At 72.7% G+C, this 22,962-nt stretch carries 18 protein-coding genes; 10 read left to right on the top strand and 8 right to left on the bottom strand.

Annotated features, from left to right (window positions below):
* Positions 1-5: 5 nt before the first annotated feature.
* Together GA0070612_RS18475 and GA0070612_RS18470 are read right to left on the bottom strand one after the other, a co-directional pair.
* Positions 6-1,355 carry a sensor histidine kinase gene (locus GA0070612_RS18475; protein ID WP_088989040.1) on the bottom strand — a complete coding sequence of 450 codons (1,350 nt, stop codon included), beginning with the start codon at positions 1,353-1,355 and terminating at the stop codon, positions 6-8.
* The gene (locus GA0070612_RS18470) at positions 1,352-2,047 is read right to left on the bottom strand and encodes a response regulator transcription factor (RefSeq protein WP_088989039.1); all 696 of its coding nucleotides are present in this window, start codon (positions 2,045-2,047) and stop codon (positions 1,352-1,354) included. The genes GA0070612_RS18475 and GA0070612_RS18470 overlap by 4 nt, the downstream gene beginning before the upstream one ends.
* A gap of 102 nt (positions 2,048-2,149) precedes the next feature.
* On the opposite strand from GA0070612_RS18470, the gene GA0070612_RS18465 reads away from it, so the two are divergent.
* The gene (locus tag GA0070612_RS18465) at positions 2,150-2,632 is read left to right on the top strand and encodes a septum formation initiator (protein ID WP_088989038.1); all 483 of its coding nucleotides are present in this window, start codon (positions 2,150-2,152) and stop codon (positions 2,630-2,632) included.
* A 52-nt stretch (positions 2,633-2,684) separates the two neighbouring features.
* Positions 2,685-3,104, top strand: coding sequence for a hypothetical protein (locus GA0070612_RS18460; protein ID WP_088989037.1), 420 nt, complete (start codon positions 2,685-2,687; stop codon positions 3,102-3,104).
* Between the two features lie 54 nt (positions 3,105-3,158).
* Here GA0070612_RS18460 and GA0070612_RS18455 read toward each other — a convergent pair whose 3' ends face one another.
* Positions 3,159-7,106, bottom strand: coding sequence for a ThuA domain-containing protein (locus GA0070612_RS18455; protein WP_088989036.1), 3,948 nt, complete (start codon positions 7,104-7,106; stop codon positions 3,159-3,161).
* Between the two features lie 411 nt (positions 7,107-7,517).
* Between GA0070612_RS18455 and GA0070612_RS18450 the strand changes: the two genes are divergently transcribed.
* Positions 7,518-7,808 carry a DUF1540 domain-containing protein gene (locus tag GA0070612_RS18450; protein WP_088991595.1) on the top strand — a complete coding sequence of 97 codons (291 nt, stop codon included), beginning with the start codon at positions 7,518-7,520 and terminating at the stop codon, positions 7,806-7,808.
* A 47-nt stretch (positions 7,809-7,855) separates the two neighbouring features.
* On the opposite strand, the gene GA0070612_RS18445 is transcribed toward GA0070612_RS18450, so the two are convergent.
* The 3 genes from GA0070612_RS18445 to GA0070612_RS18435 all read right to left on the bottom strand — a co-directional run bounded on the left by GA0070612_RS18445 (position 7,856) and on the right by GA0070612_RS18435 (position 12,163).
* Positions 7,856-9,316 carry a P-loop NTPase family protein gene (locus tag GA0070612_RS18445; RefSeq protein ID WP_088989035.1) on the bottom strand — a complete coding sequence of 487 codons (1,461 nt, stop codon included), beginning with the start codon at positions 9,314-9,316 and terminating at the stop codon, positions 7,856-7,858.
* Positions 9,313-11,160, bottom strand: a complete 1,848-nt coding sequence (locus GA0070612_RS18440; protein WP_088989034.1) for a dynamin family protein — start codon at positions 11,158-11,160, stop codon at positions 9,313-9,315. The genes GA0070612_RS18445 and GA0070612_RS18440 overlap by 4 nt, the downstream gene beginning before the upstream one ends.
* A 115-nt stretch (positions 11,161-11,275) precedes the next feature.
* Entirely contained in the window at positions 11,276-12,163 is an 888-nt protein-coding gene (locus tag GA0070612_RS18435) for an IniB N-terminal domain-containing protein (RefSeq protein ID WP_088989033.1), read from the bottom strand.
* A 296-nt stretch (positions 12,164-12,459) separates the two neighbouring features.
* Between GA0070612_RS18435 and GA0070612_RS18430 the strand changes: the two genes are divergently transcribed.
* The 7 genes from GA0070612_RS18430 to GA0070612_RS18400 all read left to right on the top strand — a co-directional run bounded on the left by GA0070612_RS18430 (position 12,460) and on the right by GA0070612_RS18400 (position 21,876).
* Positions 12,460-13,725, top strand: a complete 1,266-nt coding sequence (locus tag GA0070612_RS18430; protein WP_088989032.1) for an Hsp70 family protein — start codon at positions 12,460-12,462, stop codon at positions 13,723-13,725.
* Positions 13,726-13,730: 5 nt separating this feature from the next.
* A complete protein-coding gene (locus GA0070612_RS18425) occupies positions 13,731-16,286 on the top strand; it encodes a helix-turn-helix transcriptional regulator (RefSeq protein ID WP_197699184.1) in 2,556 nt (851 codons plus the stop codon).
* 12 nt (positions 16,287-16,298) lie between these two features.
* A complete protein-coding gene (locus tag GA0070612_RS18420; protein ID WP_157742538.1) occupies positions 16,299-18,239 on the top strand; it encodes a sensor histidine kinase in 1,941 nt (646 codons plus the stop codon).
* On the top strand, positions 18,236-18,685 hold the full coding sequence (locus GA0070612_RS18415) for a roadblock/LC7 domain-containing protein (RefSeq protein WP_088989030.1): 450 nt from the start codon (positions 18,236-18,238) through the stop codon (positions 18,683-18,685). The genes GA0070612_RS18420 and GA0070612_RS18415 overlap by 4 nt, the downstream gene beginning before the upstream one ends.
* Positions 18,663-19,043, top strand: coding sequence for a DUF742 domain-containing protein (locus tag GA0070612_RS18410; RefSeq protein ID WP_269458262.1), 381 nt, complete (start codon positions 18,663-18,665; stop codon positions 19,041-19,043). Before GA0070612_RS18415 ends, GA0070612_RS18410 begins: the two co-directional genes overlap by 23 nt.
* A 72-nt stretch (positions 19,044-19,115) precedes the next feature.
* Positions 19,116-19,856, top strand: coding sequence for a cellulose binding domain-containing protein (locus GA0070612_RS18405; protein WP_157742537.1), 741 nt, complete (start codon positions 19,116-19,118; stop codon positions 19,854-19,856).
* Between the two features lie 103 nt (positions 19,857-19,959).
* A complete protein-coding gene (locus GA0070612_RS18400; protein WP_088989027.1) occupies positions 19,960-21,876 on the top strand; it encodes a glycerophosphodiester phosphodiesterase in 1,917 nt (638 codons plus the stop codon).
* A gap of 54 nt (positions 21,877-21,930) precedes the next feature.
* On the opposite strand, the gene GA0070612_RS18395 is transcribed toward GA0070612_RS18400, so the two are convergent.
* Both GA0070612_RS18395 and GA0070612_RS18390 read right to left on the bottom strand, forming a co-directional pair.
* Complete coding sequence (locus tag GA0070612_RS18395; protein WP_157742536.1) at positions 21,931-22,344, bottom strand: hypothetical protein; 414 nt, start codon at positions 22,342-22,344, stop codon at positions 21,931-21,933.
* Positions 22,345-22,368: 24 nt separating this feature from the next.
* Positions 22,369-22,962, bottom strand: a complete 594-nt coding sequence (locus GA0070612_RS18390; protein ID WP_088991593.1) for a hypothetical protein — start codon at positions 22,960-22,962, stop codon at positions 22,369-22,371.

The following is a 22,962-nucleotide window of genomic DNA, read 5'->3' as shown; positions in this document are numbered from 1 at the left end:
AGCGGCTATGCCTCCGGCAACGACGCCGGAGGCAACGACGCCGGAGGCAACGACGCCGGAGGCAACGACGCCGGCGGCAACGACGCCGGCGGCCCGAGCCGCAGCAGCACCTGCGCCCCGCCGCCCGGACCGGCACGCAGGTCCAGGCGACCGCCGGCGGCCTGCGCGGCACGGCGGGCGATGTCCAGGCCGAGGCCCGTCGACCCGGCCGCGCTCGCGCCCCGCTGGACCGCGCCGACCGGCATGCCCGGGCCCTCGTCGGCGACGGTGAGGACGACCTCCCCGGCGTCGCCGGCGAGCCGGACGGCGAACGGCGTGCCGTCGGGGGTGTGCGCGAAGACGTTGCCGAGCAGCGCGTCCACGGCCGCCGTCAGATGGTCGGCGGCCACACCGACCGGGAGGGGGCCGGGCGCCAGGTCGAGGGTGACGGCCCGACCGGTGTCCTCGGCCAGCACCGACCAGAACGCGACCCGGTCGGCGACGATCGCCGCCGCGTCCGCCACGGCCGGCTGGGCCGCCGGTGAGTGCCGCCACCGGGCCTGTCGGATCAGCCCGGTGACCGCGCGTTCGAGACCGTCGGCCGCCGCCGTGATCCGGGCTGCGTCGTCCGGGTCGCGCAACGACTCCGCCTCCAGCCGCAACGCCGTCAGCGGGGTACGCAACTGGTGTGACAGGTCGGCGACCTGTTCGCGTTCCTGGACCAGGAGTACCTGGATGCGGGTGGCGAGATGGTTGAGCGCGCCGGCCACCTCGCGCAGCTCGGGCGGGCCGGCGGGGGTGACCCGGGCGTCCAACTCGGCGTTGGCCAGGCGGTGGGAGACGGCGGAGAGGTCGCTGATCGGGCGAACCAGGGTGCGCGCCAACCGGTCGGCGACCAGCAGCCCGATCAGCACGAGGATCACGCCGAGCAGCGCCAGCACCAGCCACGCCCTGGTGACCCCGGCGGTCAGCTCGTGCTGCGGCACCGCGATCCGGATCACGCCGGTGCCGTCCGCCCGACCCTGCACGGCGATGACCACCTCCCGGCCGTCCGCCGACTCCCCGGTGAGGCTCTGCCCGCGCGCGGCCAGGGCCACCGCCGGGGTACGGGGGGTCTGCGCGCCGAGTACCGTCCCGTCCGGCAGGAAGACGCTCACCGGCCGTCCGGACTCCGCCGCGAGCTGCTCCACGGTGAGCCGGATGGTCGCCGCGTCGGCGGTGCCGACCACCGGCACCAGGCTCTGCGCGTCGGCGGTGGCCCGGACGGTGGCCCGGTCCTCCGCGACGGTACGGACCAGCAACGCCAGCGGCACCAGGAACGCGACGAGGGTGAGCACGCTGACCGCGGCGACCAGCAGCGCGAGACGTGCCCTCACGGTTGCGCCGCCGGCGCTTCGAGACGGACCCCGACCCCGCGCACGGTGTGCAGGTAGCGGGGCTGCTGGGCGTTCTCCCCCAACTTGCGACGCAACCAGGACAGGTGCACGTCGACGGTCTTGTCCGCGCCGCCGTACGGGATCTGCCACACCTCGGTGAGCAGCTCACGTTTGGTGACCACCTGGCCGGGCCGGCCGGCCAGGTGGTGCAGCAGGTCGAACTCGCGGGGGGTCAGCTCGACGGTCACCCCGTCCAGGGTGACCTGTCGGGCCCGGGGGTCGACGCGCAGCCCACCGACGACGAGCGCCGCCTCCTGCGCGTCGGCGCCGGAGGGGCCCCGGCGCAGCACCGCCCGAGCGCGGGCATCGAGCTGCGCCGCGGTGAACGGCTTGACCACGTAGTCGTCGGCGCCCGCGTCGAGCACCCGCACGATCTCGGTTTCGTCGTCGCGCGCGGTGGCCACGATGACCGGCACCGAGCTGACCGCGCGCAGCATCCGCAGCAGTTCACGCCCGTCCAGGTCGGGCAGGCCCAGGTCGAGCACGACGAGGTCGGGCCGGTCCTCCAGCGCGTCGCGGAGCCCGGCCATCGCGGTCGAGGCCGCGGCCACCGCGTGGCCGCGTTCCCGGAGGGCACGGATCAGCGGGGTACGGATGGTCAGGTCGTCCTCGATGAGCAGCAGGCGGGCCACAGGTGGCAGGCTAACCGCTTCCGCCGCCGGCGAGACGCACGTTAACCGTGCCTTAGCCTCCGCATGTGCCGACGACAACGATTGATCGGGGATAGTCGGAGCATGGGCCGTCGTTCGATCCTCGTCGCCACCGGGTGGGTGGCCACCGCCGCCGCGGCAACCCTGATCGGGTTGGGCGCGATCCGGTTGGTGGGCGAGAGCATCACCGGCACCCCGGGCGGGGTGCGCAGCGCGGCCGAGATCGAGCGGGCGCTCGCCGCACCGGAACCGACGCCGACCGGCACGACGGGCGCTGCTCCTACCGCGCCGGGCACGAGCGCAGCACCGGGCGGAACGAGCGCCGCGCCGAGCGCCAGCTCCGGGGTCCGCCGGGGGTTCGCCACCGACGGTGGCACGGCCGTGGCCGAGTGCGGCGCCGGCGGCGTACGCCTCGTGTCCTGGGCACCCGCGCAGGGCTACCGGGTCCGGGACGTGGACCGGGGCCCGGACGACGACGTCGAGGTCACGTTCCAGGGGCCGACCCGGGAGTACGAGTTGAAGGTGCGCTGCATCGGCTCGGAGCCGGTGTCCGTCGCCGACGACTGAACCGCCGCCGGCAGCTGTGGGCGGGGTTGTCGCGGTAGGCCACCATGTCGTCATGGTGGCGCTATGGCGGGACGAGTCTGGACACCTCCGCGCCTGGCGGGTCGGCCGACGCCGTCTCGCCTGGCGGCCCCGCTTTCCTCAGCCGGAGTGGCTCGCCGGCGGAGACGGCGGACCGTTCGAGCTGCTCGTCCTCCCCGTCCTCGTCCTGATTGGCCTTGGCTACCTGCTCACCTGGCTCGCCGCGCTGCTGGCCACCGTGGTCGTCTGGCCGTATCGAGCGGTCTCCGGGCGTTGGCCGGTCGTCGCCTACCCGATCGATTCGTCTCTCGCCGCGACGGACGACCAGCGCGGCGACCGGCCGTATCGGCAACAGGTGACGGGCCGCGCCGCCGCCGTGACGCTCACCCGGCAGTGGGCGCGCAACATCGAACAGCACGGCCACCCGGAACCCGCGCCACCACCCAGCCGGTGAGGGACGGACGTGGCCGGCACGAAGGATCGTGCCGGCCACGTCATCGGTGGTGGTTCAGCTGGTGTACGCCTCCACCTCCCAGAGCGAGTGGCCGTAGCCGGTGCCCCGGGCGGTGCCGTTGATCCGCAGGTAGCGACCGTTGGCGTTGAGCGCTGTGTGTTCGTCCACCCCGCCATCGCCGCCGGTCACCGACTTCACAGTGGTCCAGGTGGTGCCGTCGTTCGAGGTCTGGATCTGGTACGCGCTGCTGTACGCCGCCTCCCAGCTCAGCTTGACCCGACCGATCGCGGTCGGGCTGCCGAGGTCGACGCGGATCCACTGCGGGTCGGAGAAGGTGCTCGACCAGCGGGTGGTGAGGCTGCCGTCGACCGCCTGGGCGCCGGTCACGTCGGCTCCCTCGTTGCTGGACGTCGTCGTCGGCTTGTTCAACAGCAGGTTGCCGGTCGGTCCCGTCGGGCCGCCGGTGCCGCCGTACACCTCGAACTCGAACAGCGAGTAGCCCCAGGCGGTGCCCCGGGTGGTGCCGAGGAGTCGGACGTACCGGCCGGAGCCGGTGAGCCCGGTCAGGTCGTCCACCCCGCCGTCGCCGCCGGTCACCGTGCGGATCGTGGTGAAGGTGACGCCGTCCGGGGAGGTCTGGATCTGGTAGCCGCTGCCGTACGCCGCCTCCCAGGTCAGCTTGACCCGGTTGATCGCGTAGGTGGCACCGAGGTCCACGTCGATCCACTGCGGGTCACTGAACGCGCTGCCCCAGCGGGTGGCGGCCGCGCCGTCGAACGCGTTGGCCGCGCCGTACGCGCCCTCGACGCTGGAGGCTCGCGCCGGCTTGCCCCGGGCCAGGTTCGCGCCCGGCTCGGGATCCGGGTCGGGGTCCGGGTCCGGCCCCGGTCCACCGGGGCTGGTGGAGAGGGTGAACTCGTCGATGTCGAAGTACGGGCCGGTGCCCTTGAAGACCAGGAACAGGGTCCGGGTGCCGGTGACGGCGGTGATCCCCCCGGTGACGGTGGCGAAGGTGGCGTACCCGCCGGTGGGTGTGACGGTGGCCGAGCCGACCAGCGGGCCGGTGGGCGAGTCCACCCGCAGCTCCAACGTGCCACCGCCGCCGGCCGGCGCGCCGACCCGGGCGCTGAACGACTGGACGCCGGTCAGGTTGTACGGGCGGAACGAGATCCAGTCGTTGTTGTCGATGTAGCCGACCGCCGCGCCGCCGTGCCCGGCCGCACCCGCCACGATCTGGACGCCGGACGAGTCACCGAAGTGCTCGGCCTGACGTACCCGAGGTTGCAGGACGGCCTGGGTGTGCGTGGTCAGCGCGGGCTGACCGCCGCCGCCCAGGTCGGTGTACTCGGCGTCGATGATGCCGAAGATGTTCGCCGCGGTGTCGTGCTCGCCGTCGGCCGAGGTCTGGATGACCCCGGAGCAGCCCTGCACACTGCCGAGCTGGTGGCCGTGCGAGTCGTGGCCGAGGACGTAGTTCACCTTGACCCGGGCGCAGTTGATCGCACCGTCCTGGGCGTCGGTGACGGTGACGGTGAACGGGACCGCGTCCCCGAAATTGAAGGTCTGCCCGTTCAACGGGGTGTTCACGGTGACCACCGGGGCGCTGTTGCCGACGGTGACCACCACGCTCGCGGTCGCCGTCTTGCCGGTGGTGTCCCGGACCGTCAAGGTCGGGCTACGGGTCCCGTTGGTGGTGTACGTGAAGCTGGGGTTCGCCGCCGTCGAGTCGGTGGTGCCGTTGTTGTCGAAGTCCCACGCGTAGGTGAACGGGTCGCCGTCCGGGTCGAGGGTGCCGGCCGAGGAGAAGGCCACGGTCAGCGGCGCGGTGCCACTGGTCGGGGTGGCGGACACCTTAGCGACGGGTGCCCGGCCCTCGCGGGCGTACTCGATGCGGTAGAGCGCCGAGTTCGCGTCGCCGTTGAACCAGCCGGTGCCGTAGTCGAGGACGTAGAGCGCGCCGTCCGGCCCGAACTCCATGTCCATGACCTGGGTGCCGGTCCACGGGAACGGGTTGATCTTCAGTGGTTGGCCGGTCGAGTCGAGCTTGATGTTCTTGATCCAGCGGCGGCCGAACTCACCGGCGAAGTAGGTCCCGTCGTAGTACTCGGGGAACGCGACCGGTGAGGTGCTGGTGCGGTCGTACCGGTAGACCGGACCACCCATCGGCGACAGGCCGCCACCGGTGAACTCCGGCGGCGAACCGGAGCCGCCGTACGGCAACCAGGCCGGAATGGCCGGCGGGAGCTGGGTGATGCCGGTGTTGTTGGGCGAGTTGTTCACCGGGCCACCGGCGCAGTTGAACTTCGCCCCGGACGGTCCGGACGGGAAGGTGTAGTCGTTGTACGCGTCGTTGCGGGCGGTGCAGTAGGGCCAGCCGTAGAAGCCGGGACGGTCGATGCGGGCGAACTCGACGTTGCCCGCCGGGCCCCGGTTCGGGTCGGCGGTGCCCGCGTCCGGACCGTAGTCGCCGAGGTAGACGATGCCGGTGGCCTTGTCGACGCTCATCCGGAACGGGTTGCGGAAGCCCATCGCGTAGATCTCCGGACGGGTCCGCGCGGTGCCCGGGGCGAACATGTTGCCGGCCGGGATGGTGTAGCCGCCAGCCGCGCTCGGCTTGATCCGGAGCACCTTGCCGCGCAGGTCGTTGCTGTTCGCCGAGGTGCGCTGCGCGTCGAACGCCGGGTTGCGTCCGGCGCGCTCGTCGATCGGGGTGAAGCCGGCCGAGTCGAACGGGTTGGTGTCGTCGCCGGTGGACAGGTAGAGGTTGCCCGCCGCGTCGAAGTCCATGTCACCGCCGACGTGGCAGCACATGCCCCGGCTGGTCGGCACGTTGAGGATCAGTGTCTCGCTGGCCAGGTTGATGGTGTTGTCCGCGTTGACGGTGAACCGGGCGAGTCGGTTGACGCCGTCCCAGACGGCGAAGTCGGCCGGGGTGCCGGTGGCCGGCGCGCCACCACCGGGGGTGCTCAGTGGTGGGGCGTAGAACGCGTACACCCAGCGGTTGGTGGCGAAGTTGGGGTCGGCCTTGATGCCCTGCAGACCCTCCTCGTCGCCGGTGTAGACCGGCAGGGTGGCGGCGATCTTGGTGTTGCCGTTGGCGTCGGTGTGCCGGATCACGCCGTTGCGGGAGGTGTGCAGCACGCCCCGGTCGGGCAGGACGGTGAGGCTCATCGGCTCACCGGTCTCGGCCGCGCCCTTGGCCAGCTCGACCTGTTGGAAGCTGCTGGTGACGGTGCCACCGCAGTCGGCGTCGACCTCCCCCGCCGCGGTCCTGATGCCGCCGAGCAGGTGCTGGCGGAAGCTCACCTCGCTGTACGACGCGTCGGTGTGGCCCAGGCCGGTGTACCAGGCCCGACCGCCGGAGTAGTTCTGGCACCAGGAGATCGGGTGGTCGGCCCCCATGCTGCCGCCGGTGTACGTGGTCTCGTCCAGCGTGGCCAGCACGTGCACGGTGCCCCGGGGATTGGTCCGGTAGTTGTACAGCTCGTCGAACCGGCTCCACCGCTGCGGCAGCCCCGCAGTGGACGGGTGCACCTGGTCGGCGACCTTGACGGTGACGGTCTGCTCGGCCGGGTGCGAGGCGAAGTACGCCCCGACCAGCCCTCCGTACCACGGCCAGTCGTACTCGGTGTCGGAGGCGGAGTGCACGCCGACGTACCCGCCGCCGCCGGTGATGTAGCGCTCGAACGCGGCCTGCTGGGCGGCGTTGAGCACGTCGCCGGTGGTGGACAGCCAGATCACCGCGGCGAACCGGTCCAGGTTGGCGTCGGTGAACTGGGCGGCGTCCTCGGTGGCCTCCACGGTGAACCCGTTGGCCGCGCCGAGTTGCTGGATGGCGGCGATGCCGGGGGTGATGGATCCGTGTCGGAATCCGGCGGTCTTGCTGAAGACCAGGACGGTGAACGGTGCGGCGCTGGCCGTGGGTGGCGCGGCGACGATGCCGCCCGCCACGAGGATCGTGCTCAGCGCGAGGCCGAGCCACGATCTCAGGGATCTGCGCACAGTGGGGTCCTTTCGCGGTGCGGGGACGGCGTGCGCCGATCACGCCAGGCGGTGGTGGGACGAGATATGTGAATGCATCGTTGCGTTCCGGTGACGGGCGCGTCAAGCACTCTCCCACCATCCGTGAGAGCGTTATCTCCGCAGGTCAGGGACGACTGTGCGACACAAGATCGAATAACGGTTTTCGGGCCACGAGCCGGTCGGGACGCGCATCGACGCACCGGCTCCACGTCGCCGACGTGGCGGTGTCCGAGCGCTGCGACACCGCTACGTCGGCGACGTCGAGTGGATCGTCGCCGCGCCGCCGGTTAGGCAAGGCTGCCCTATCCAAAATATCCCGCGAAAGCGCGAATTGTCCCGTCGGTGCCGGGTACTGCGATGACCCGCACCACCGACGGAAGCGAGAACGCCATGACCGACATGCTGGAGATGCCGCGGGTACACGAGTGCACCGTCACCGACTGCGGCTACAACCACGACGGCTGCCACGCCTTCGCCATCACCATCGGGCAGCAGAACGCCAACTGCGCCACGTTCATCGACACCTCGGCGAAGGGCGGACTGGACCGCGTCATCGCCCAGGTCGGGGCCTGCAAGCGCAGCGACTGCCAGCACAACGCCGAGTTGGAGTGCCACGCACCGTCCATCCGGGTCGGTCCGGGCCAGGACATCGCCGACTGTCAGACGTACCAACCGCGTTGAGCGGACGGGGGCGGTCGTGACGGCCGCCCCCCGAACCGCGTCCCCGCTCAGCGACCGCCCGCGACCAGCTCGGCGATCATTCCCTCGCAGCTGCGGACGACGACCTGCGCACCGCGCCGCTGCGCCAGCGGAAGCAGCGGGTCCTCGGCCCGGTCCCGCCACCGCCACTGCGCCTCGGCGGCGACCTCCCAGAGCCGCTGCGCGGTCGCCTCGTGCTCGACACCGAGCCGGGCGGCGAGGCCCACCCCGTTGCCCCCGACCAGCCGCTGCGCCTCGTCGGCCAACTCCGCGTCGAACCCGAGCCGGGTGTTGCGCAACGCCACCAGCAGGCGCAACTCCCGGAACTCGTGCGCACCCGCGAGGATCTGCTCGACCGCGCCGACCACCTCGTCCGAACCCCGCGTGGGTTCGGCCCGCAGCACCGTCTCCACCGCGGCCAGCGCGGACCGGGCCTTCAACGCGTCCCGGCGGTCGATGAAGCAGCGGGTCACCGACTCGCGCAGCTCGGTCAGACCGCTGCGCCGGATCAGCTCGGCGGAGAGCGTCACCCGACTGTCGAAACCGCTGCGGACCAGGGTGGCCGCCAGCCGGACACCGAAGATCCCGAACCGGTCCAGCAGTGCGGCGCGCACCTCGGTGTCCAGCCCGACCGGCGACTCGCCCCGGAGAATGCGATCGGCCGAGATCAGGTGGGCGTCCAGCTCCGCCCGGGGCACGCGGGCCAGGGCCGCGAGCGCCGCGAAGTCCGACTCGCCGAGCATCCGGCCCGCCAGGCCGAGCATCCCACTGCACGCCACCACGTTCACACTGAGCGCGCCCACCCGTGGATCACGGTAGTGGCGCCGGGCGAGTTGGCGGGCGGTGAGCAGGCCGTCGATCCGGCCTCCCCCGGTCTCGTCCGCCCGGGACAGCACCATGATCACGTTGACCGGGGCGGCCTGCCCGACGGCGCCGTCCCGGGCCGCCTCCAAGACCCGCAGATCGCTGTCGCGCCCGTCGCGGGTCAGGTACAACACCGCGTCCGACTCCCGCAACACCCGCTCCAACACCGACGCCAGGCCCTGCTCGACGTCACCGTTGACCGCCGGCGTGTCGATGAGCGTGATCTGCCGCAGCGCCCGCGTCGGCCACTGCACGACGATGTCGCGCAGGTCGCCGGTGTCCCAGCCGAGATCCACCCGCAGGCCGGTCGCCGACTTCACCACCGCCAACTCCTGCGGAGGCTGACCCGACGGGTACGCGGTGGCGCGCGGCACCGGGCCGTCCTCGTACCAGGTGAAGACCCCGTCGGCCCGCTCGACAGGTGCGACCTCCTCACCCATCAACGCGTTGACCACCGTCGACTTGCCGGATCGCCACGGGCCCACGACCGCGATACGCAGAGGTTGCTCCAACCGGGCCACCTGGTTGCGCAACTGCGCCACGACCCGTGGGTTGTCCTGGTAGAGCTCGATGGCCTGGTGCAGCAGGCCCCACGCCGCCTCGTCCAGGCGCAGCCCCACCGTCATGTCTGCGGTTCCAGCAGCAGCGGAGCGGAGCGTACGCCGGTCAACTGCTGCGCCTGCTCGTAGAGCGCGGCCAGTCGCGTCATCTTCACCCGGATCTCGCGTTGTCGCTGCTCACGAAGGGAGGCGTCGGTGTCAGCCTCCTGCTTCGCGCTGCGGAACGACTGGACGATCGCCTCCTGCAACTCCTCGGTCAGCGCCGTGAAGTGGTCGCGCAGCATCCGCTGCACCTGGCGGACGGCGTCGCGGCAGTCGCGGCTGATCCGGACGAAGACGTCGTCGACGTGGCGCTGGATGGTGGTCTTGACGGTCGCCTGCCGGCGGCGGAGCAACTGCTTGCTCTCGTCGCGGATGCTCTTGCCACCGAAGAGCGCACCGATGCCGACCGAGACCGGGTTGATCATCGGCATTCCGGCCAGGGTGGTCGCCAGCCCGAACATCAGCATGCCGCCGTACGAGCCCTTCATGCCGGTGAACAACTTCTGGCCGGTGGTGAACCTGTCGATCGTCGGCCGTTGCAGCTCCGGCATCCGCTCACCGATGTCGTCCGGCATGGACATCGACCAGGCCGGCAGCACGTCGTAGCCGTACCTGGTGAAGTTGGCGGCCACCCGGCGGGCGATCCAGTCGCAACGCTGGATCAGCCACTCGCGGTTCGCCTCGGCCGCGTCGACCAGGCTCCTCTCCAGCCAGTCCTGAAAGGTCTCCCAGGCCACCAGAGGGTCGGCCGTGTCGAACGCCTCGTCCACCGTACGCAGGATCTCCCGCGTCCGGTCGCGAAGGTCGTACTCGATGTCGGAGAGCAGGTCGCCGATCTCGTCGTTGAGCGTGTTCTGCCAGCGGGTGGAACACCTGCGCAGCTCGTCGACCTCGCGCTGCGCCGCGTGCAACCGGGAGATCGGCCCGGACTGCTCCTCGGTCTCCTGGGTCTCCAGTTCGGCGCGCAGCGGAGCGGCCAACTGCTCCACGACCGTCCGGGCAACCGTCTGCACCGACGCGCGGGCCAGGTGGTCTGCCTTGCCGGCCAGGTCACGTTGCAGTCGGGCGATCAGCTCGGGAAATCCGGACTCGGCGTTGAGGCCACGGTCGTCGGCTGCGGCGGCACGCAGTCGCAGGGTCGCCGAGACCGGGATCAGCGTCGCCGGAACGCCGGCCTCCAGCAGGTGTTGCCGGTTGCGTTCGGCGACCGTACGCCAGTCGGCCACCAGGTCGGTCTTGCTCTGCACCACGACCACGTTCGGGTGTGACCGCATGATGTGCAGCACCATGTTCAGCTCGGCGACCGACAGCTCCCGGGTGGAGTCGGAGACCAGCAGCACGACGTCCGCGCGGGCCGGAGCAGCGACCGGGGCGGCACCGCCGACACCGGCGACCTCGTCGGTGCCGGGAGTGTCCACCAGCACCAGCCCGGCGCCGAGCAGGGCGCGTGGAACCCCGATCTCGACGTACGCCGGGCCGCCGCCCGGACGCCGACCGACGGTTCCCGCCACGCCCGCAGCGACCTGGTTGAGCGCGACCGGCGTTCGCTCGACGGTCACCGCCTCGGCGGCGGCGGAACGGCCCGGGGCCGACGCCTGCGCCACCACCGCGGACGGGGCCTCCGCGTGCCGCACGACGGTGGGCAGCACTGTCGTGCGGCCGTCGCCGACCGGGCAGGCCGGCGCGTTGATGATCGCGTTGATCAGCTGACTCTTGCCCTGGTTCGGTTCGCCGATGACGAGGACGCGCAGCGTCGGGTCCAGCAGTTGGGCACGTTTCTGCCGCACCGTCTGGAGCAGGTCAGCACGACCGTGCGCGCTGCACGTGCGGGCGATCTCGTCCAGCACGTCCAACCAGATCCCGGCCATCACCGCACCAAGTGTGCGGATTTCGGCTCAATTATCAAGAGGAGCCGGATGGGGAACCGGAGAGGACCGGACCGCCCGAGGCGATCCGGTCCCCCGCTCCGACCGGATGTCCGGGTCAGAGCAGGCCGCCGGTGATACCCAGCAGCCCGTGATCGGACGAGGCGTGCGAGTCGCCGCCGAGCACACCGTCGGTGACACCACCGGTCACGTCACCGACAGTGCCGGTGACCCCGGGGAGGAGGCTGTCCACCTGGTGCGTCACGCCGCCCACCGCCGACGGCACGTCGAGCGGTGGGACCACACCGCCGACGACACCGTCGCCGTGCCCGAGGCCGAGCCCACCCAGGGTGTCGTTGACACCGAGGGAGTCCACGACCCCGCCGAGCTGACCGTGGGTGCCGGGCAGGACACCACTGGTCAGGTCGCCGCCGATCAGGTTCGAGTCGGTGACACCGAGCAGACCGCCCTGGTCGCCGACGGTGCCGGTGACGTCGCCGAGGACCGGGTCGGCGATCGCGTCCACCGGCTGCACGACGTCGGCGTCGAGGGTGTACGCCACGTCGCCGACGCCGGCGAGGTCGGTGTCGAGCCCGTTCGGCCCGATGCCCAGGCCGACCCCCGGCAGGACGGTGATCCCGGCGGCGGCGGTCGACGGGTCGACAGCGATGGCGCCGAGCACGCCGGCCTTGACGTCCACGCCGGTGGGCGAACTGGTGACGCTGATCTGCTGCGCCACGCTCTGCAACTGGCCGACGACGTCGGTGGTGTCGGTGACCAGCGGGTCCAGCCCGAGCTGCCCGACGGCCGGGGCGATCGGCCCGAGCCCCTGACCCGGCGCGTAGTCGACGACCAGCGGCACCACGTCCTGCACATCCGCCGCGGTGATGTCGGTGAGCCCGGCGCCGCGCAGCGCACCCTCGGGGTCGAGGTCGAAGGCCGACCGTGCGTCGGGGTTCGTCAGCAGGTCGAGTACGAAGTCGTGGAGGGTCTGGGGCGAGTCCATGTGCTGGTTCTCCTCGGATCTGGCGTCGGCGACGTGTCGTACGTCGAGAGTGACGCTATTGCCGGGCCCGCCCCCGGGCATCGGGGCTGAGCCCGCATCCGGGCCGGTTGAACTAGGGACTCCGCCACCTCGTACGTTAGGGGGACAGGGGGAAACCGTCCCGGCGAGATTAGGGTCCCGACCAGGGTCTGATCTCTGGTACGAACGTAGGAGCCCGCGGGTTTCGCCGGGGGTGGGTCGTCGGCAGCACCGACGCCATCGCCACCGGCGGCCACCTCACGGGGGGAGAAGAAGCGATGCCGTACGTCCTGGGGATAGACATCGGAAGCACCAACACCGCCGCCGCCGTCGCACGGCTGCACGGCAGCACCTGGACCCGTCCCGAGGCCGTCCCGCTGCACGTCGACTCCACAGTCGTACCGTCGGTGCTGTCCCTGTCGGAGGACGGCTCGCTGCACGTCGGCGAACCCGCGACCGACGACGGCAGCCGCACCACACGCGACTTCGTCCACCGCATCGGCGACGACGTGCCCCTGCTGCTCGGCGGCGAGGCCTGCGCGCCGCAGACGCTCACCGCGGAGCTGGCGGCCTGGGTGGTGGAGAGGGTCCACGCCCTCGAGGGCGGCCCGGCCGCAGCGATCGTCCTCAGCCACCCGGCGGGGTGGCGCCCGTACCGCCGGGAGGTGCTGCACCGGGCCCTGTCCGGCTTCGGCCTGCGCGCCGTGACGTTGCTGCCCCGCACGGTCACGGTGGCCGAGAGCCACGCGGCACGTGGGTTCGCCGGCAGCACGGCCGTCGTCTACGCGTTGGGCGGCAACAGCTTCGAGGCGGCGTTGGTGCGGCGCACCCCGCGCGGCACCTACGAGACGTTCGGCACTCCACAGGGGCTCGACTCGCTGGGCGGGGCCGACTTCGACGAGGCGTTGGCCGAGCACACCCGTACCGCGCTGGCCCGGGAGTTGGCCGCCACCGCACGCCGCGGCACCCAGGCCGCCCTGCGCGGGCTGCGCGCGGAGTGCGACCGGGTCAAGCGGGTACTGACCGTCGACCTGACGGCCGACGTGGTGCTGGCCCTACCGAACGGCCCGGCCCGGATACCGGTGACCCGGGCCCAGTTCGAGGAGATGATCCGCCCGACGGTGCAGGTCACCGTCGACCTTCTCCTACGGGCTGTGCGCAGCGCCGACCTGACGCCGGGGCACCTCGACGGTGTCCTGCTGGCGGGCGGTTCGACCCGCGTCCCGCTCGTCACCGAGCTGATCAGCGCGGCCCTCCCGGTCCCCGTCGAGGTCGAACCGGACTCCCGGTTGACCGCCGCCACCGGCGCGGCGATGGCCGCCTGCCAGGTGGTGTCGCCGCGCGCCCGCCGAAACCCACCGGTCCGCGACGCGGCCCCGGTCAGCGGCGCCGGTCGGGCCACCCTCCCGGCACCTCGCCGCCCCCACCACGACACCACCGCTCCGGGTGACCCGCCACCGCGGCCCCCGGTCCGGGTCCTCCCACTGGACCTGCCGAAACCGTCCCGTCTGTCGTTGGCCCGCAGCCGGGGACGCGAAGGATGACCCCAATGATCATGAACGACATCGCCGAATCCGGCTTGACCCTGGATCGAGGGCCGCGGGTTCTGCTGGACGCCGTCGGGCAGGACCCGGCCGGGCCGCTCAGCGTCGGCATCGCCGGCCCGGGCGGCCACGGCAAGACCGCGCTGCTGACGGAGCTGGCGCGGGTCCACCAACGGGCCGGGATCGCCGTCCGCACCATCGCCCCCCAGCCGGGCGAAGCGGTCGACCCCGACACAGTGGTGCTCGTCGACGACGCGCACCTGCTCGACGACGCACGCGTCGAGGTGCTGCTGCGCCTGGTCGCCACCCGCCGACACCGCCTGGTGGTCGCCCACCGCCCGTGGCCCCGGTCCGCGGCGCTCAGCGAACTGGTCGACGCGCTGCGCCGCGACGGGCAGGCCATGCTCCTCACGCCGTTCACCCGGGAGCAGACCGCCGCCTACCTCGCCGGCACACCGGAGCTGGGCCGCCGTGACGACCTGGTCGACTTCGTCCACACCCAGACCGGCGGCGTACCCCGGGACGTCGAACGGCTGGCCCGTGGCCTGGCCGGCACGGACACCCGGACCGGCGCGGTGGTCAACCCACCCCGCTCGGTGGTCGCGGAGTTCGGACCGGACCTGGACGTCCAGCCCACCGCCGTCCAACGGTTGCTGCTCGCCGTCGCGGCGGGCGGGACGCTGCCGGTGAGCATGCTCGGCGCGCTTGTCGACCGGGAGCCGGCGGCGGTGGACGACCTGATCGCCACGACCAGGGCGGCCGGGCTGCTCGGCGCCGACGGCCGGCTGACGCCGATCGTGCGGCGGGCCGTCACGACGCTCAGCCCCACCACCGAACGAAATGCGGTCTGTCGTCGGCTCACCGAACTGCAACTCGCCCGGGGTGGTGTGGTGCTGCCGCTGGTCCGGTCCCTGCTCGCGGTCGGTGCGCTCAGCGACTGTCCGGTCACGACCCTGACCGCCGCGGCCAACGAGGCACTGGCCGACGAGCCGGCCTTCGCCGCCGAACTGTTCGCGGCCGCCACGGCGGCCGGCCACCCGGCCGGCGCGAAGCAGGCGCTCGCCGCCGCGCTCGCCGGCAACCTCGACGACGCCCTTCGACTGGCCGACCGGCTGCTGGCCACGGCCGCCCCACCCGACCGTCGCGAGGCGGCAGTGGTGGCCGCGACCGCCCTCGCGCACCGTGGTCACGTCGGGCGCAGCGTGGAGCTGTACCGGTGGGCGGGCACCGCGTCGGCGACGTCCTTCGCCACCGTCGGCGCGATCGCCACCGGAGACCTGGGCGTCACGGCCGAGCCACCGCCGGGTGACCCCACCGGCGAGCCCTCGACCATGCACGCCAGCGCGGCCCGACTGACGGCCACCGGCGTACGCGACAGCGTGTCCGGCCCGCCGACCGCCGCGCTCTCCGCCCTCGTCCAGGCCGCCGCGTTGCTGGAACCGGACGGACGGGCGGCGCTCCTGCCGGACAGCCCGGCCGCGCTGGCCGCGTTGACCGCCGTGCACTGCGGTGAGCTGGAGATCGCCGAGCGGGTGCTGCACCGGGCCCTGGCCGGCGGTGTCGGTGGCCCGCTGATGGCACGCCGCCACCGGCTGTTGCAGGCCTGGATCCTGATGGTCCGGGGCGAGACGCACGCCGCTACCGAACGCCTCGCCACCGTCACCCTCGACGGACGTCAACTGGAGTCCCGCGACCTGCTCTTCGCCGCCGCGATCCGGATGGGAGTCAGCCGACGCAACAGCGACCTCGGCGCGCTCAAGCGGGGTTGGGGCCAGGCGCTGGAGGCCGTGGTCCGGCACCCCGTCGACCTGTTCACCCTGCTACCGCTCGGTGAACTGGCCATCGCCGGCGCGCGGCTCGGCGACCTGGCCCGGCTGGAGCCGTACCTGATCCAGGGGCGTGCGTTGCTGAGCCGGCTCGGTGATCCACCACTGTGGAGCGTTCCGCTGCGTTGGAGTGGCCTGCACGCGGCGATCCTGACCGCCGAGCCGGCGACCGCCGACGAACACGTCACCGCGCTGCTCGCCGCCGCCGACCACAGCCGGTACGCCGCCGTGGTCGCCGCCGCGGCGCAGAGCTGGGTAGAGGTGCTGCGCGGCGACGTCGACCCGATCCGGGTGGAAGCCGCCGCCCGAGGGCTGCACGACACCGGGCTGTGCTGGGACGGCGCACGCCTCGCCGGTCAGGCCGCCATCCGCACCGCGGACCGACGGGCGATGACCACCCTGCTCGAATGTGCCCGCGCACTCCAGGGACGGCCGTCCGGCGGGCCGGCACCGGCGACCGGCGCCAGCACGACACGGGTCGCCGGCCCCACCCAGCAGGGGCTCAGCGACCGCGAGTACGAGGTCGCCGAACTCGTCCTGGCCGGACTGACCTACCGGGAGATCGGCGACCGGCTCTTCATCTCGGCGAAGACCGTCGAACACCACGTGGCGCGGATGCGCAACCGGCTGAACTGCGCCAACCGCACCGAGTTGCTGGCCCTGCTGCGCACCCTCGTGGCCGACCGGGCCAGCGACACGGCAGGCCAGCCGTGGCCCCAGCGGGCCGTCCGGTGAGCGGGGCGGAACGTGACGCGTAACGAGGTGCGGCTGATCCGGCTCAGGCTGGTCGTGCTGGCCGCCGTGCTGGTCTCACTCTGGTCGTACGCGGCCTACGTGGCCAGCCAGGACGCCATGGACCTGCTGCGGGTGCGCGCCCTGGCGGACACCCTGGGCCAACCCGTCGACCGCCTGATCCTGGGCTTGCAGACCGAACGCCGACTGACCGCCGAGACGGTCACGAGAGCCGCGCCGGCGGCGGCACCGCTGGTCGAGGCGCGCCAGGGGACCGACCGGGCCACCGCCGAGATCCGCGAGTTCGCCGACGGCCGCGACCTTCGACTGCTCAGCGCCGGTGACGTCCGGGACCGGGCCGGCGAGTTGGTCCGGCGACTCGACGGCCTGAGCACGATCCGCTCCCGGGTGGACGCCGGGCGTCTCGACGTGGCCACGGCGGTCGACGGGTACGACCAGGTCATCGACGTCGCCTTCCGGGTGTACGGCCCGGAGTGGGGCGCGTACGAGAGCACGCTGGCCGCCGACACCCGCGCGGTGATCGCGCTGGCCCGCGCCCGGGAGCTGCTCGCCCGGGAGGACACAGTGGTCAGCGCGGCCCTGACCACCGGTCGGTTCGGTGCCGACGAGAGGCGCCGGCTGACCGAGCTCGTCAGCAGCCAGCGGTACGCACGCGGCGAGGCGGCGGCCGGGTTGCCCGCCGACGACCAGGGCGAGTATCAGCGTCTGGTGGCCGGGCCCGACTTCACGAACCTGCTCGCCCTGGAGGACCTGCTGCTCTCCGGCAATGCCGGCACCGCACCGACCGGGGTCACCGCGCAGGCCTGGCGGGCCGCCGTGGACGCCTCGCTCGGCGCGTTGCAGACACTGGTGGCGACCACCGCCCGCAGCAGTGCCGATCGGGCGGCGCCGGGCGCGGCAGTGGTGACCGCGCGTACCGGCGCAGTGGTGGGGCTCGGCCTCATCGTCGTGGTCGTGCTCCTGCTGAGCTGGGTGAACACCGTCCGCCGCCTGACCGACGCACCGACCAGGACGGGCGACGACACTCCGGCCCCGGTCCCCGCACCGTCCGGTGCCGGCGGCACGACACCGGGCGGCGGCAACCACGACCTGTTCCTGAGACTGACCCGACGCAACCAGGCGCTGCTGCGCGACCAGCTCAACCTGCTGGACGGGATGCAACGCCGGGAGCGCTCGGCGGAGGAGACCAGCGAGCTGTTCCAGCTCGACCACCTCACCACCCGGGTCCGGCGTAACGTGGAGAAGCTCATCGCCCTCGCCGGCGCGACGCCCGCCCGCCGCTGGCGGCGGCCGGTGCCCCTGCTCGACGTGGCGCGCGGCGCGGTCGCCGAGGTGCCGGACTACCACCGGGTCCTGATCGCCCCGCACTGGCCGTGGTCGCTGGCGGGTCCCGCCGTCACGGACGTCGTCCACCTGCTGTCGGAGCTGATCGAGAACGCCCTCGCCCACTCGGCGTCGGACACCACGGTCCGCGTCTCCGGCGAACCCCACCCGCAGGGCTGCGCAGTCCTGGTCGTGGACGACGGGTCCGGCCTGGACGCGTCCTCACTGGCCGAGGCGAACCACCTGTTCGACAGTCCGCCGCCGGACGGTCCTCCCCCGGGTTTCGCAGGTCTGTACGCCGCCGCCGTGCTGGCCGACAGGTGCGGTGCCCGCGTCTCCCTGCGTCCCAGTCAGCGAGGTGGGACGGCGGCGATCGTGCTCCTCCCGGCCGCACTGGTCACGCCCCGCGGCGACGGCCCCGGCGCGACCACCGCGGCAACCGGCACCACCTACCCGCCCACCCGCGACGTTGTCGACCCGCCCGCCCCCAACGGCGACGGCGCGCTGCCGACACGGGTTCGCCACGCCGGGCCGTCCGGCTTCGCAAACGACAGGACCAGCCTCGACACGGTCGAGATCCCGATCGCCAGAACAGCAAGGAGACATCCATGACGTCCGCAGTGGTCACCAACGACGGCCTGACCGGTGCCCTGGACCGCCTGGTCGACCGAGTGCACGGCGCGGAGTTCGCCGTGGTGCTCTCCCCCGACGGGCTGCCCCTCGGCGGCTCGCGGCAGGTGGGGGCGGAGCTGGTCGAGCAGATCTCCGGTGTGGTCGCCGGGCTGATCGGTCTGGGGCTGGCCGCCACCCGCGTCTGCGAGGGGGGCGCGCTTCGTCAGGTGGTGGTGCAGATGTCGCGGGCGTTCCTCTTCATCGCCACCATCCCGAACGGGACCATCCTCACCGTGCGGATCGCCGGTGACGACGTCGAGGTCGGCGACATGGCCTATGAGGTGGCGATGTTCGTGGGGCAGGCCGAGCGGCACCTGCCCATCCGTCTGGGGCCGGCCTCCTCGGCGACGATCGGGGACACAGGTGCGCAGCACCGGCACCGCTGACGAGGCGTGGTACGACGACGAGGCGGGACCGGTAGCCCGGCCCTACACAATGACCGGCGGGCGTACCGCGCCCACGGGCAGCCAGTTCGACCTGATCGCGCTGGTCGTCGCCCGTCGCGGGGTCAGGCCGCCCACGCCGCTCTTCCCGGAACAGGCGCGGCTCGTCGAGCTGTGCCACCATCCGGTGTCGGTGGCCGAGGTCGGCGCCGAGCTGGACCTTCCGTTGGGGACCGTTCGGGTGCTGCTCGGCGACCTGCTCACGGCCGGGCTGATCGAGACGCACGACCCGCCGATGCTGTCGGAGCTGCCGACCGAGGATCTGCTCGAGGCGATCCTCGTCGGGCTCCGCGGTCTGTGACACGGCCGATGGCAGCCGTGATCCGCACGGATCTCCGGCGCATCCGGCGACGAACCGAAGGGGAGACAGGCAGTGCCGGCAACACCACCCCAACCACGCCGTACCGTGGCGATCATCCTGCTGGACCGGATCGTGGCTCTCGCCACGGCCACACGGCGGGTGCTCACCGGTCGGGACGACGTCTCGCGGGCCACCTGGGTGGCCGCGATCGCGGCGCTCGGGGTGCTGGTCGTGACGGCCGTCGCCGTCGTCGGACTGCTGCGTACGCCGGAGAAGCTGACGCCGGTGACCCTCGACGCGCCGCCGTCCGCCGACCAGGTGGGCACGCCCACGCCGGACACCTCGCGGGCGCAGGCGCGGCCGGCGGCGAGCAGTCCGACGGCGTCCGCTCCCCCACCGGTCGCGTCGGCCACCGCTTCAGCGCCGACGGTCGGGGCGTCGACCCGGCCCACCCCCGGCGGTGCTACCGCCTCGCCCACTCCGGCCGCCCTGACGGCCGACTTCGCCGTCGCGGACACCGCGTTGCTCAGTTACGGCGCGGCGGTGACGATCACCAACCCCGGGTCGGTGTCGGTGCCGCAGTGGACGCTGACGGTCACCCTGCCCCGGGAGTCGCTGCGGGTCAGCGGCGTCGAGGGCGCGCGGGCCAGCCGCGACGGTGCGGTGTGGACGTTCGTGCCGGACGGGAGCGCGGGCCAGGTGCCGGGCAGCGCGTCGGTCCGGGTGACGTTCCGGGTCAACGGCTCACCGGCGGGCGCGGCCCCCGAGGCGTGCGCCATCGACGGGGTCGCCTGCACCGGCCTGACACACTGACCTGAGGCTGACCGGCGCGGGTCGGGAGCGGTACACCGAGCGTTCCGTCGGCGGTAACGCCTGATTGATCATCAGTTCGGGGCCGCTTCGTACCGTTCCGGCCATGACTGTCCTACCCGCACCATCGTCGCTCGATCGCACCGGGTCGAGGTTCGGCGGCCTGCGTACCCGGGTCGCCGCCACCGTCGCCGCGCTCGCCGTCACCGGCGCTGCCGGCGCGGTCGCCGTCGCAACCTCGTCGCCGGCCACCGCCGGACCGGGCGGCGTCGTCGTCTCGGAGAGCTTCTCGTCCGAGTCGCTGCCCGCCGGTTGGAACGCGGTCGACGGCACCTGGAAGGTCGCGAACGGTCGGCTGTACGGCACCTCCGCCAGTTCCAGCGAGAACAACAAGATCACCTTCGGCCGGCACCTGAACGACTTCCGGCTCGAGGCGACGATGCGCTTCGAGACGGTCTCCGCCGCGACCCGCTGGGCCTCGCTCGGCATCGACGTCCCCGCCGACGGCGCGACCCCGTGGTGGATCGCCACCATGCGCAGCGGCACCACCGCCGCCAACGGCCTAGAGTTCGCCCAGCGCACCACGGGCAACGCCTGGGTCGTGACCAACACCGCCTCCGCCCCGTACGCCGCAGGCACCGGTCGGGACGTCCGGGTGGCCGTCGAGGTGCACGGCAACCAGGCGCGTTGGATCTTCGACGGGCGGGAGGCGATGCGGACGAACAGTCTCCAGCGCTCCGCCGACGGTGTGCAGGGGCTCTTCGTCAACGGCGCGACGGTGTCGTACGACGACGTCACCGTCACCGAGCTGGCGGCTAACGGCTACCTGCGGCCCGAGGGCAGCCCGTTCACCGTAATCGCCCACCGGGGCGCGTCCGCCGCCGCGCCGGAGAACACCCTCGTCGCCCAGGAGATCGCCCGTAAGGGCGGCGCCGACTGGATCGAGAACGACGTCCAGCCGAGCAGGGACGGCGTCCCGTTCATCCTGCACGACGGCACCGTCGACCGGACCACCGACGGCACCGGCACCATCCGGGACCTGACCGCCGCGCAGATCAAGGCGCTCGACGCCGGTTCCTGGTTCGGCCCGCAGTACGTCGGTGAGCGGGTGCCCACCCTCGCCGAGCAGTTGGCGGACCTGCGCACCCGCGGCGGCAACCTGCTTCTGGAGATCAAGGGCAAGCACACCCGCGACGAGGTCGCCACCATCATCCAGGTGATCCGGGACGAGCAGATGACGGGCCGGGTCTTCGTCCAGAGTTTCGAGGTCGACGCGCTGCGCCACACCTACGAGATCGCCCCCGAACTGCCGCTCGGCCTGCTCCGCAGCTCCCTGGACGCTGACCCGGTGGCGCTCGCGAAGGAGCTGCATTTGACCGCGTACAACCCGGACGGCAACGCGTTGCTGGCCAAGCCGGAGGTCGTCGCCCCGCTGCACGCGGCCGGGGTCGCCGTGATGGCCTGGACGATGGACTCGGCCGGCCTGTGGCAGCGGTTGGAGCGGGTCGGTGCGGACGCGATCATCACCAACCGGGCGGCCGAGCTGGTCGGCTGGAACGCCGCCTTCCTCCAGCGGCCCTCCGCCGACCCGACCGTGGAGATCACCTCGCCGGCCGACGGCGCGCGCCTGGACCGGGCGCAGTCTCCGGTGATCGCCGTGGCCACCACCAACGCGGACACCGTCACCGTCACGCTCGACGGCAAGAAGTCCGCGGCCGGGCGCAAGCTCGACCTGGCCAAGCTGACAGCGGGTCGGCACACGATCTCCGCCGCGGTGACCGGACCGGAGGGCACCGCCACCGCGACGAGTACCTTCACCGTGACGGTGAGCCAGGCCGGCCTCGGTTACCTGATCCTCACGTCCGGGGCCGACCCGGGCGCCGTCACGGCGATGACCACCAAGCTGGTCCACGCCCAGTACGCCGAGCTGGCCACCTACGCCGACCGGCAGGCCGGCAAGCTGGTGCCGACCGAGGTCGCCGCCGTCATCGCCGCCGACGCCCGCACCCTCGCGCTGAAGTAGCACCCCCGCACGCTGGTCCCCGCCGTCGGCCCGGACGGCGGGGACCAGCGCGGTTCAGCCGACCGGCACCGGCGACCCGGCCCGTTCGCCGGGCTGTCGCAGTGCCGGCAAGGCCGGCGCGAGCGCCGCCAGGATGCACAGGCCGGCGATGGGGAGCAGGTCGAGCGTGACCACCGGCAGGACGATGCCACCGAGCAACAGCGGAACGCTCCACCACGGCAGCCGCCGCCGGGCCGCCAGCATGCCGGCCAGGGCGACCAGGTGCGCGGCCTGCCAGTCGAACCCCGGGCCGTAGACCCCGTCGGACCTACCCCAGAGACGGACCAGACGGTAGGCGGCGAGACCGACCGGTCCGGCGATCAGGAGGAGCGCAGCGCGTTTCATGCCCGCCGTCATCTGGCCGCCGACCACCGCCCCGAATCCGGGAACATCCTTGCCGTCCCCCGGATCCCGTCTCAGGTCTTCCACCGAGCAGACCCCGGCGGGCTTCGCTCAGGCCCGCCAGACGGTCTGGGAGCCGGCCAACGCCGCCTCCTGGTAGGGCGTGCGCGGCGAGCCTCCGGCGATGACCTCCACCGGCCACTTCTGTTGCAGTCCGACCCACAGCCTCGACATCACGCCCGAGTACGTCGACAGCTCGTCCGTGCCCTCGGCCACCTGCAACACGTACGCCCACGCCGCCGCGTCGGGCGCGCCGTCGAGCGGAACCCGCCAGGCGCGGTGCAGGGCGAGGCCGTGCCGGCGCGGAGCGTTGGCGGAGAGCAGGGCGTCGGCCGGCGCCGGATCCGGGGCGTCCGCCGGGCCGTCGGGCACGAACCGGTACGACAGTGGCGGCACCTGCGCCACGACGGGCACCTCGGCCAGGTCGGGACCGTCGGGGTCGCCGACGAACGCGCGCATCAAGTCGCGTTCCTCGGCGGTGACGCCGACGCCCTGGTACGCCAGGCTGAGCAGGAGGGTGCCGTCGGCCAGGTCCAGCTCACCTGCGGCGTACTGCTCCCGGACGGTGCCGAGAACATCGTCGGAGAGCCGGCCCGCGAGCCGTCGGCACACCTCGGCGACCGCCGCGTACGTCTTCGTGTCCAT

Origin of the sequence: Micromonospora chokoriensis (genome assembly GCF_900091505.1) — a bacterium.
GTDB classification, from domain to species: domain Bacteria; phylum Actinomycetota; class Actinomycetes; order Mycobacteriales; family Micromonosporaceae; genus Micromonospora; species Micromonospora chokoriensis.
Note: the sequence above shows the minus strand (reverse complement) of the source record. Positions and strands in the feature narration are given on the sequence as shown.

Coding starts and splice junctions, on each gene's coding strand:
- GA0070612_RS18430 (WP_088989032.1), top strand. CDS start 12,460: ATGCCGTACGTCCTGGGGATAGACATCGGAAGCACCAACACCGCCGCC.
- GA0070612_RS18390 (WP_088991593.1), bottom strand. CDS start 22,962: ATGGACACGAAGACGTACGCGGCGGTCGCCGAGGTGTGCCGACGGCTC.
- GA0070612_RS18465 (WP_088989038.1), top strand. CDS start 2,150: ATGGGCCGTCGTTCGATCCTCGTCGCCACCGGGTGGGTGGCCACCGCC.
- GA0070612_RS18445 (WP_088989035.1), bottom strand. CDS start 9,316: ATGACGGTGGGGCTGCGCCTGGACGAGGCGGCGTGGGGCCTGCTGCAC.
- GA0070612_RS18450 (WP_088991595.1), top strand. CDS start 7,518: ATGACCGACATGCTGGAGATGCCGCGGGTACACGAGTGCACCGTCACC.
- GA0070612_RS18425 (WP_197699184.1), top strand. CDS start 13,731: ATGATCATGAACGACATCGCCGAATCCGGCTTGACCCTGGATCGAGGG.
- GA0070612_RS18440 (WP_088989034.1), bottom strand. CDS start 11,160: ATGGCCGGGATCTGGTTGGACGTGCTGGACGAGATCGCCCGCACGTGC.
- GA0070612_RS18415 (WP_088989030.1), top strand. CDS start 18,236: ATGACGTCCGCAGTGGTCACCAACGACGGCCTGACCGGTGCCCTGGAC.
- GA0070612_RS18460 (WP_088989037.1), top strand. CDS start 2,685: ATGGTGGCGCTATGGCGGGACGAGTCTGGACACCTCCGCGCCTGGCGG.
- GA0070612_RS18400 (WP_088989027.1), top strand. CDS start 19,960: ATGACTGTCCTACCCGCACCATCGTCGCTCGATCGCACCGGGTCGAGG.
- GA0070612_RS18435 (WP_088989033.1), bottom strand. CDS start 12,163: ATGGACTCGCCCCAGACCCTCCACGACTTCGTACTCGACCTGCTGACG.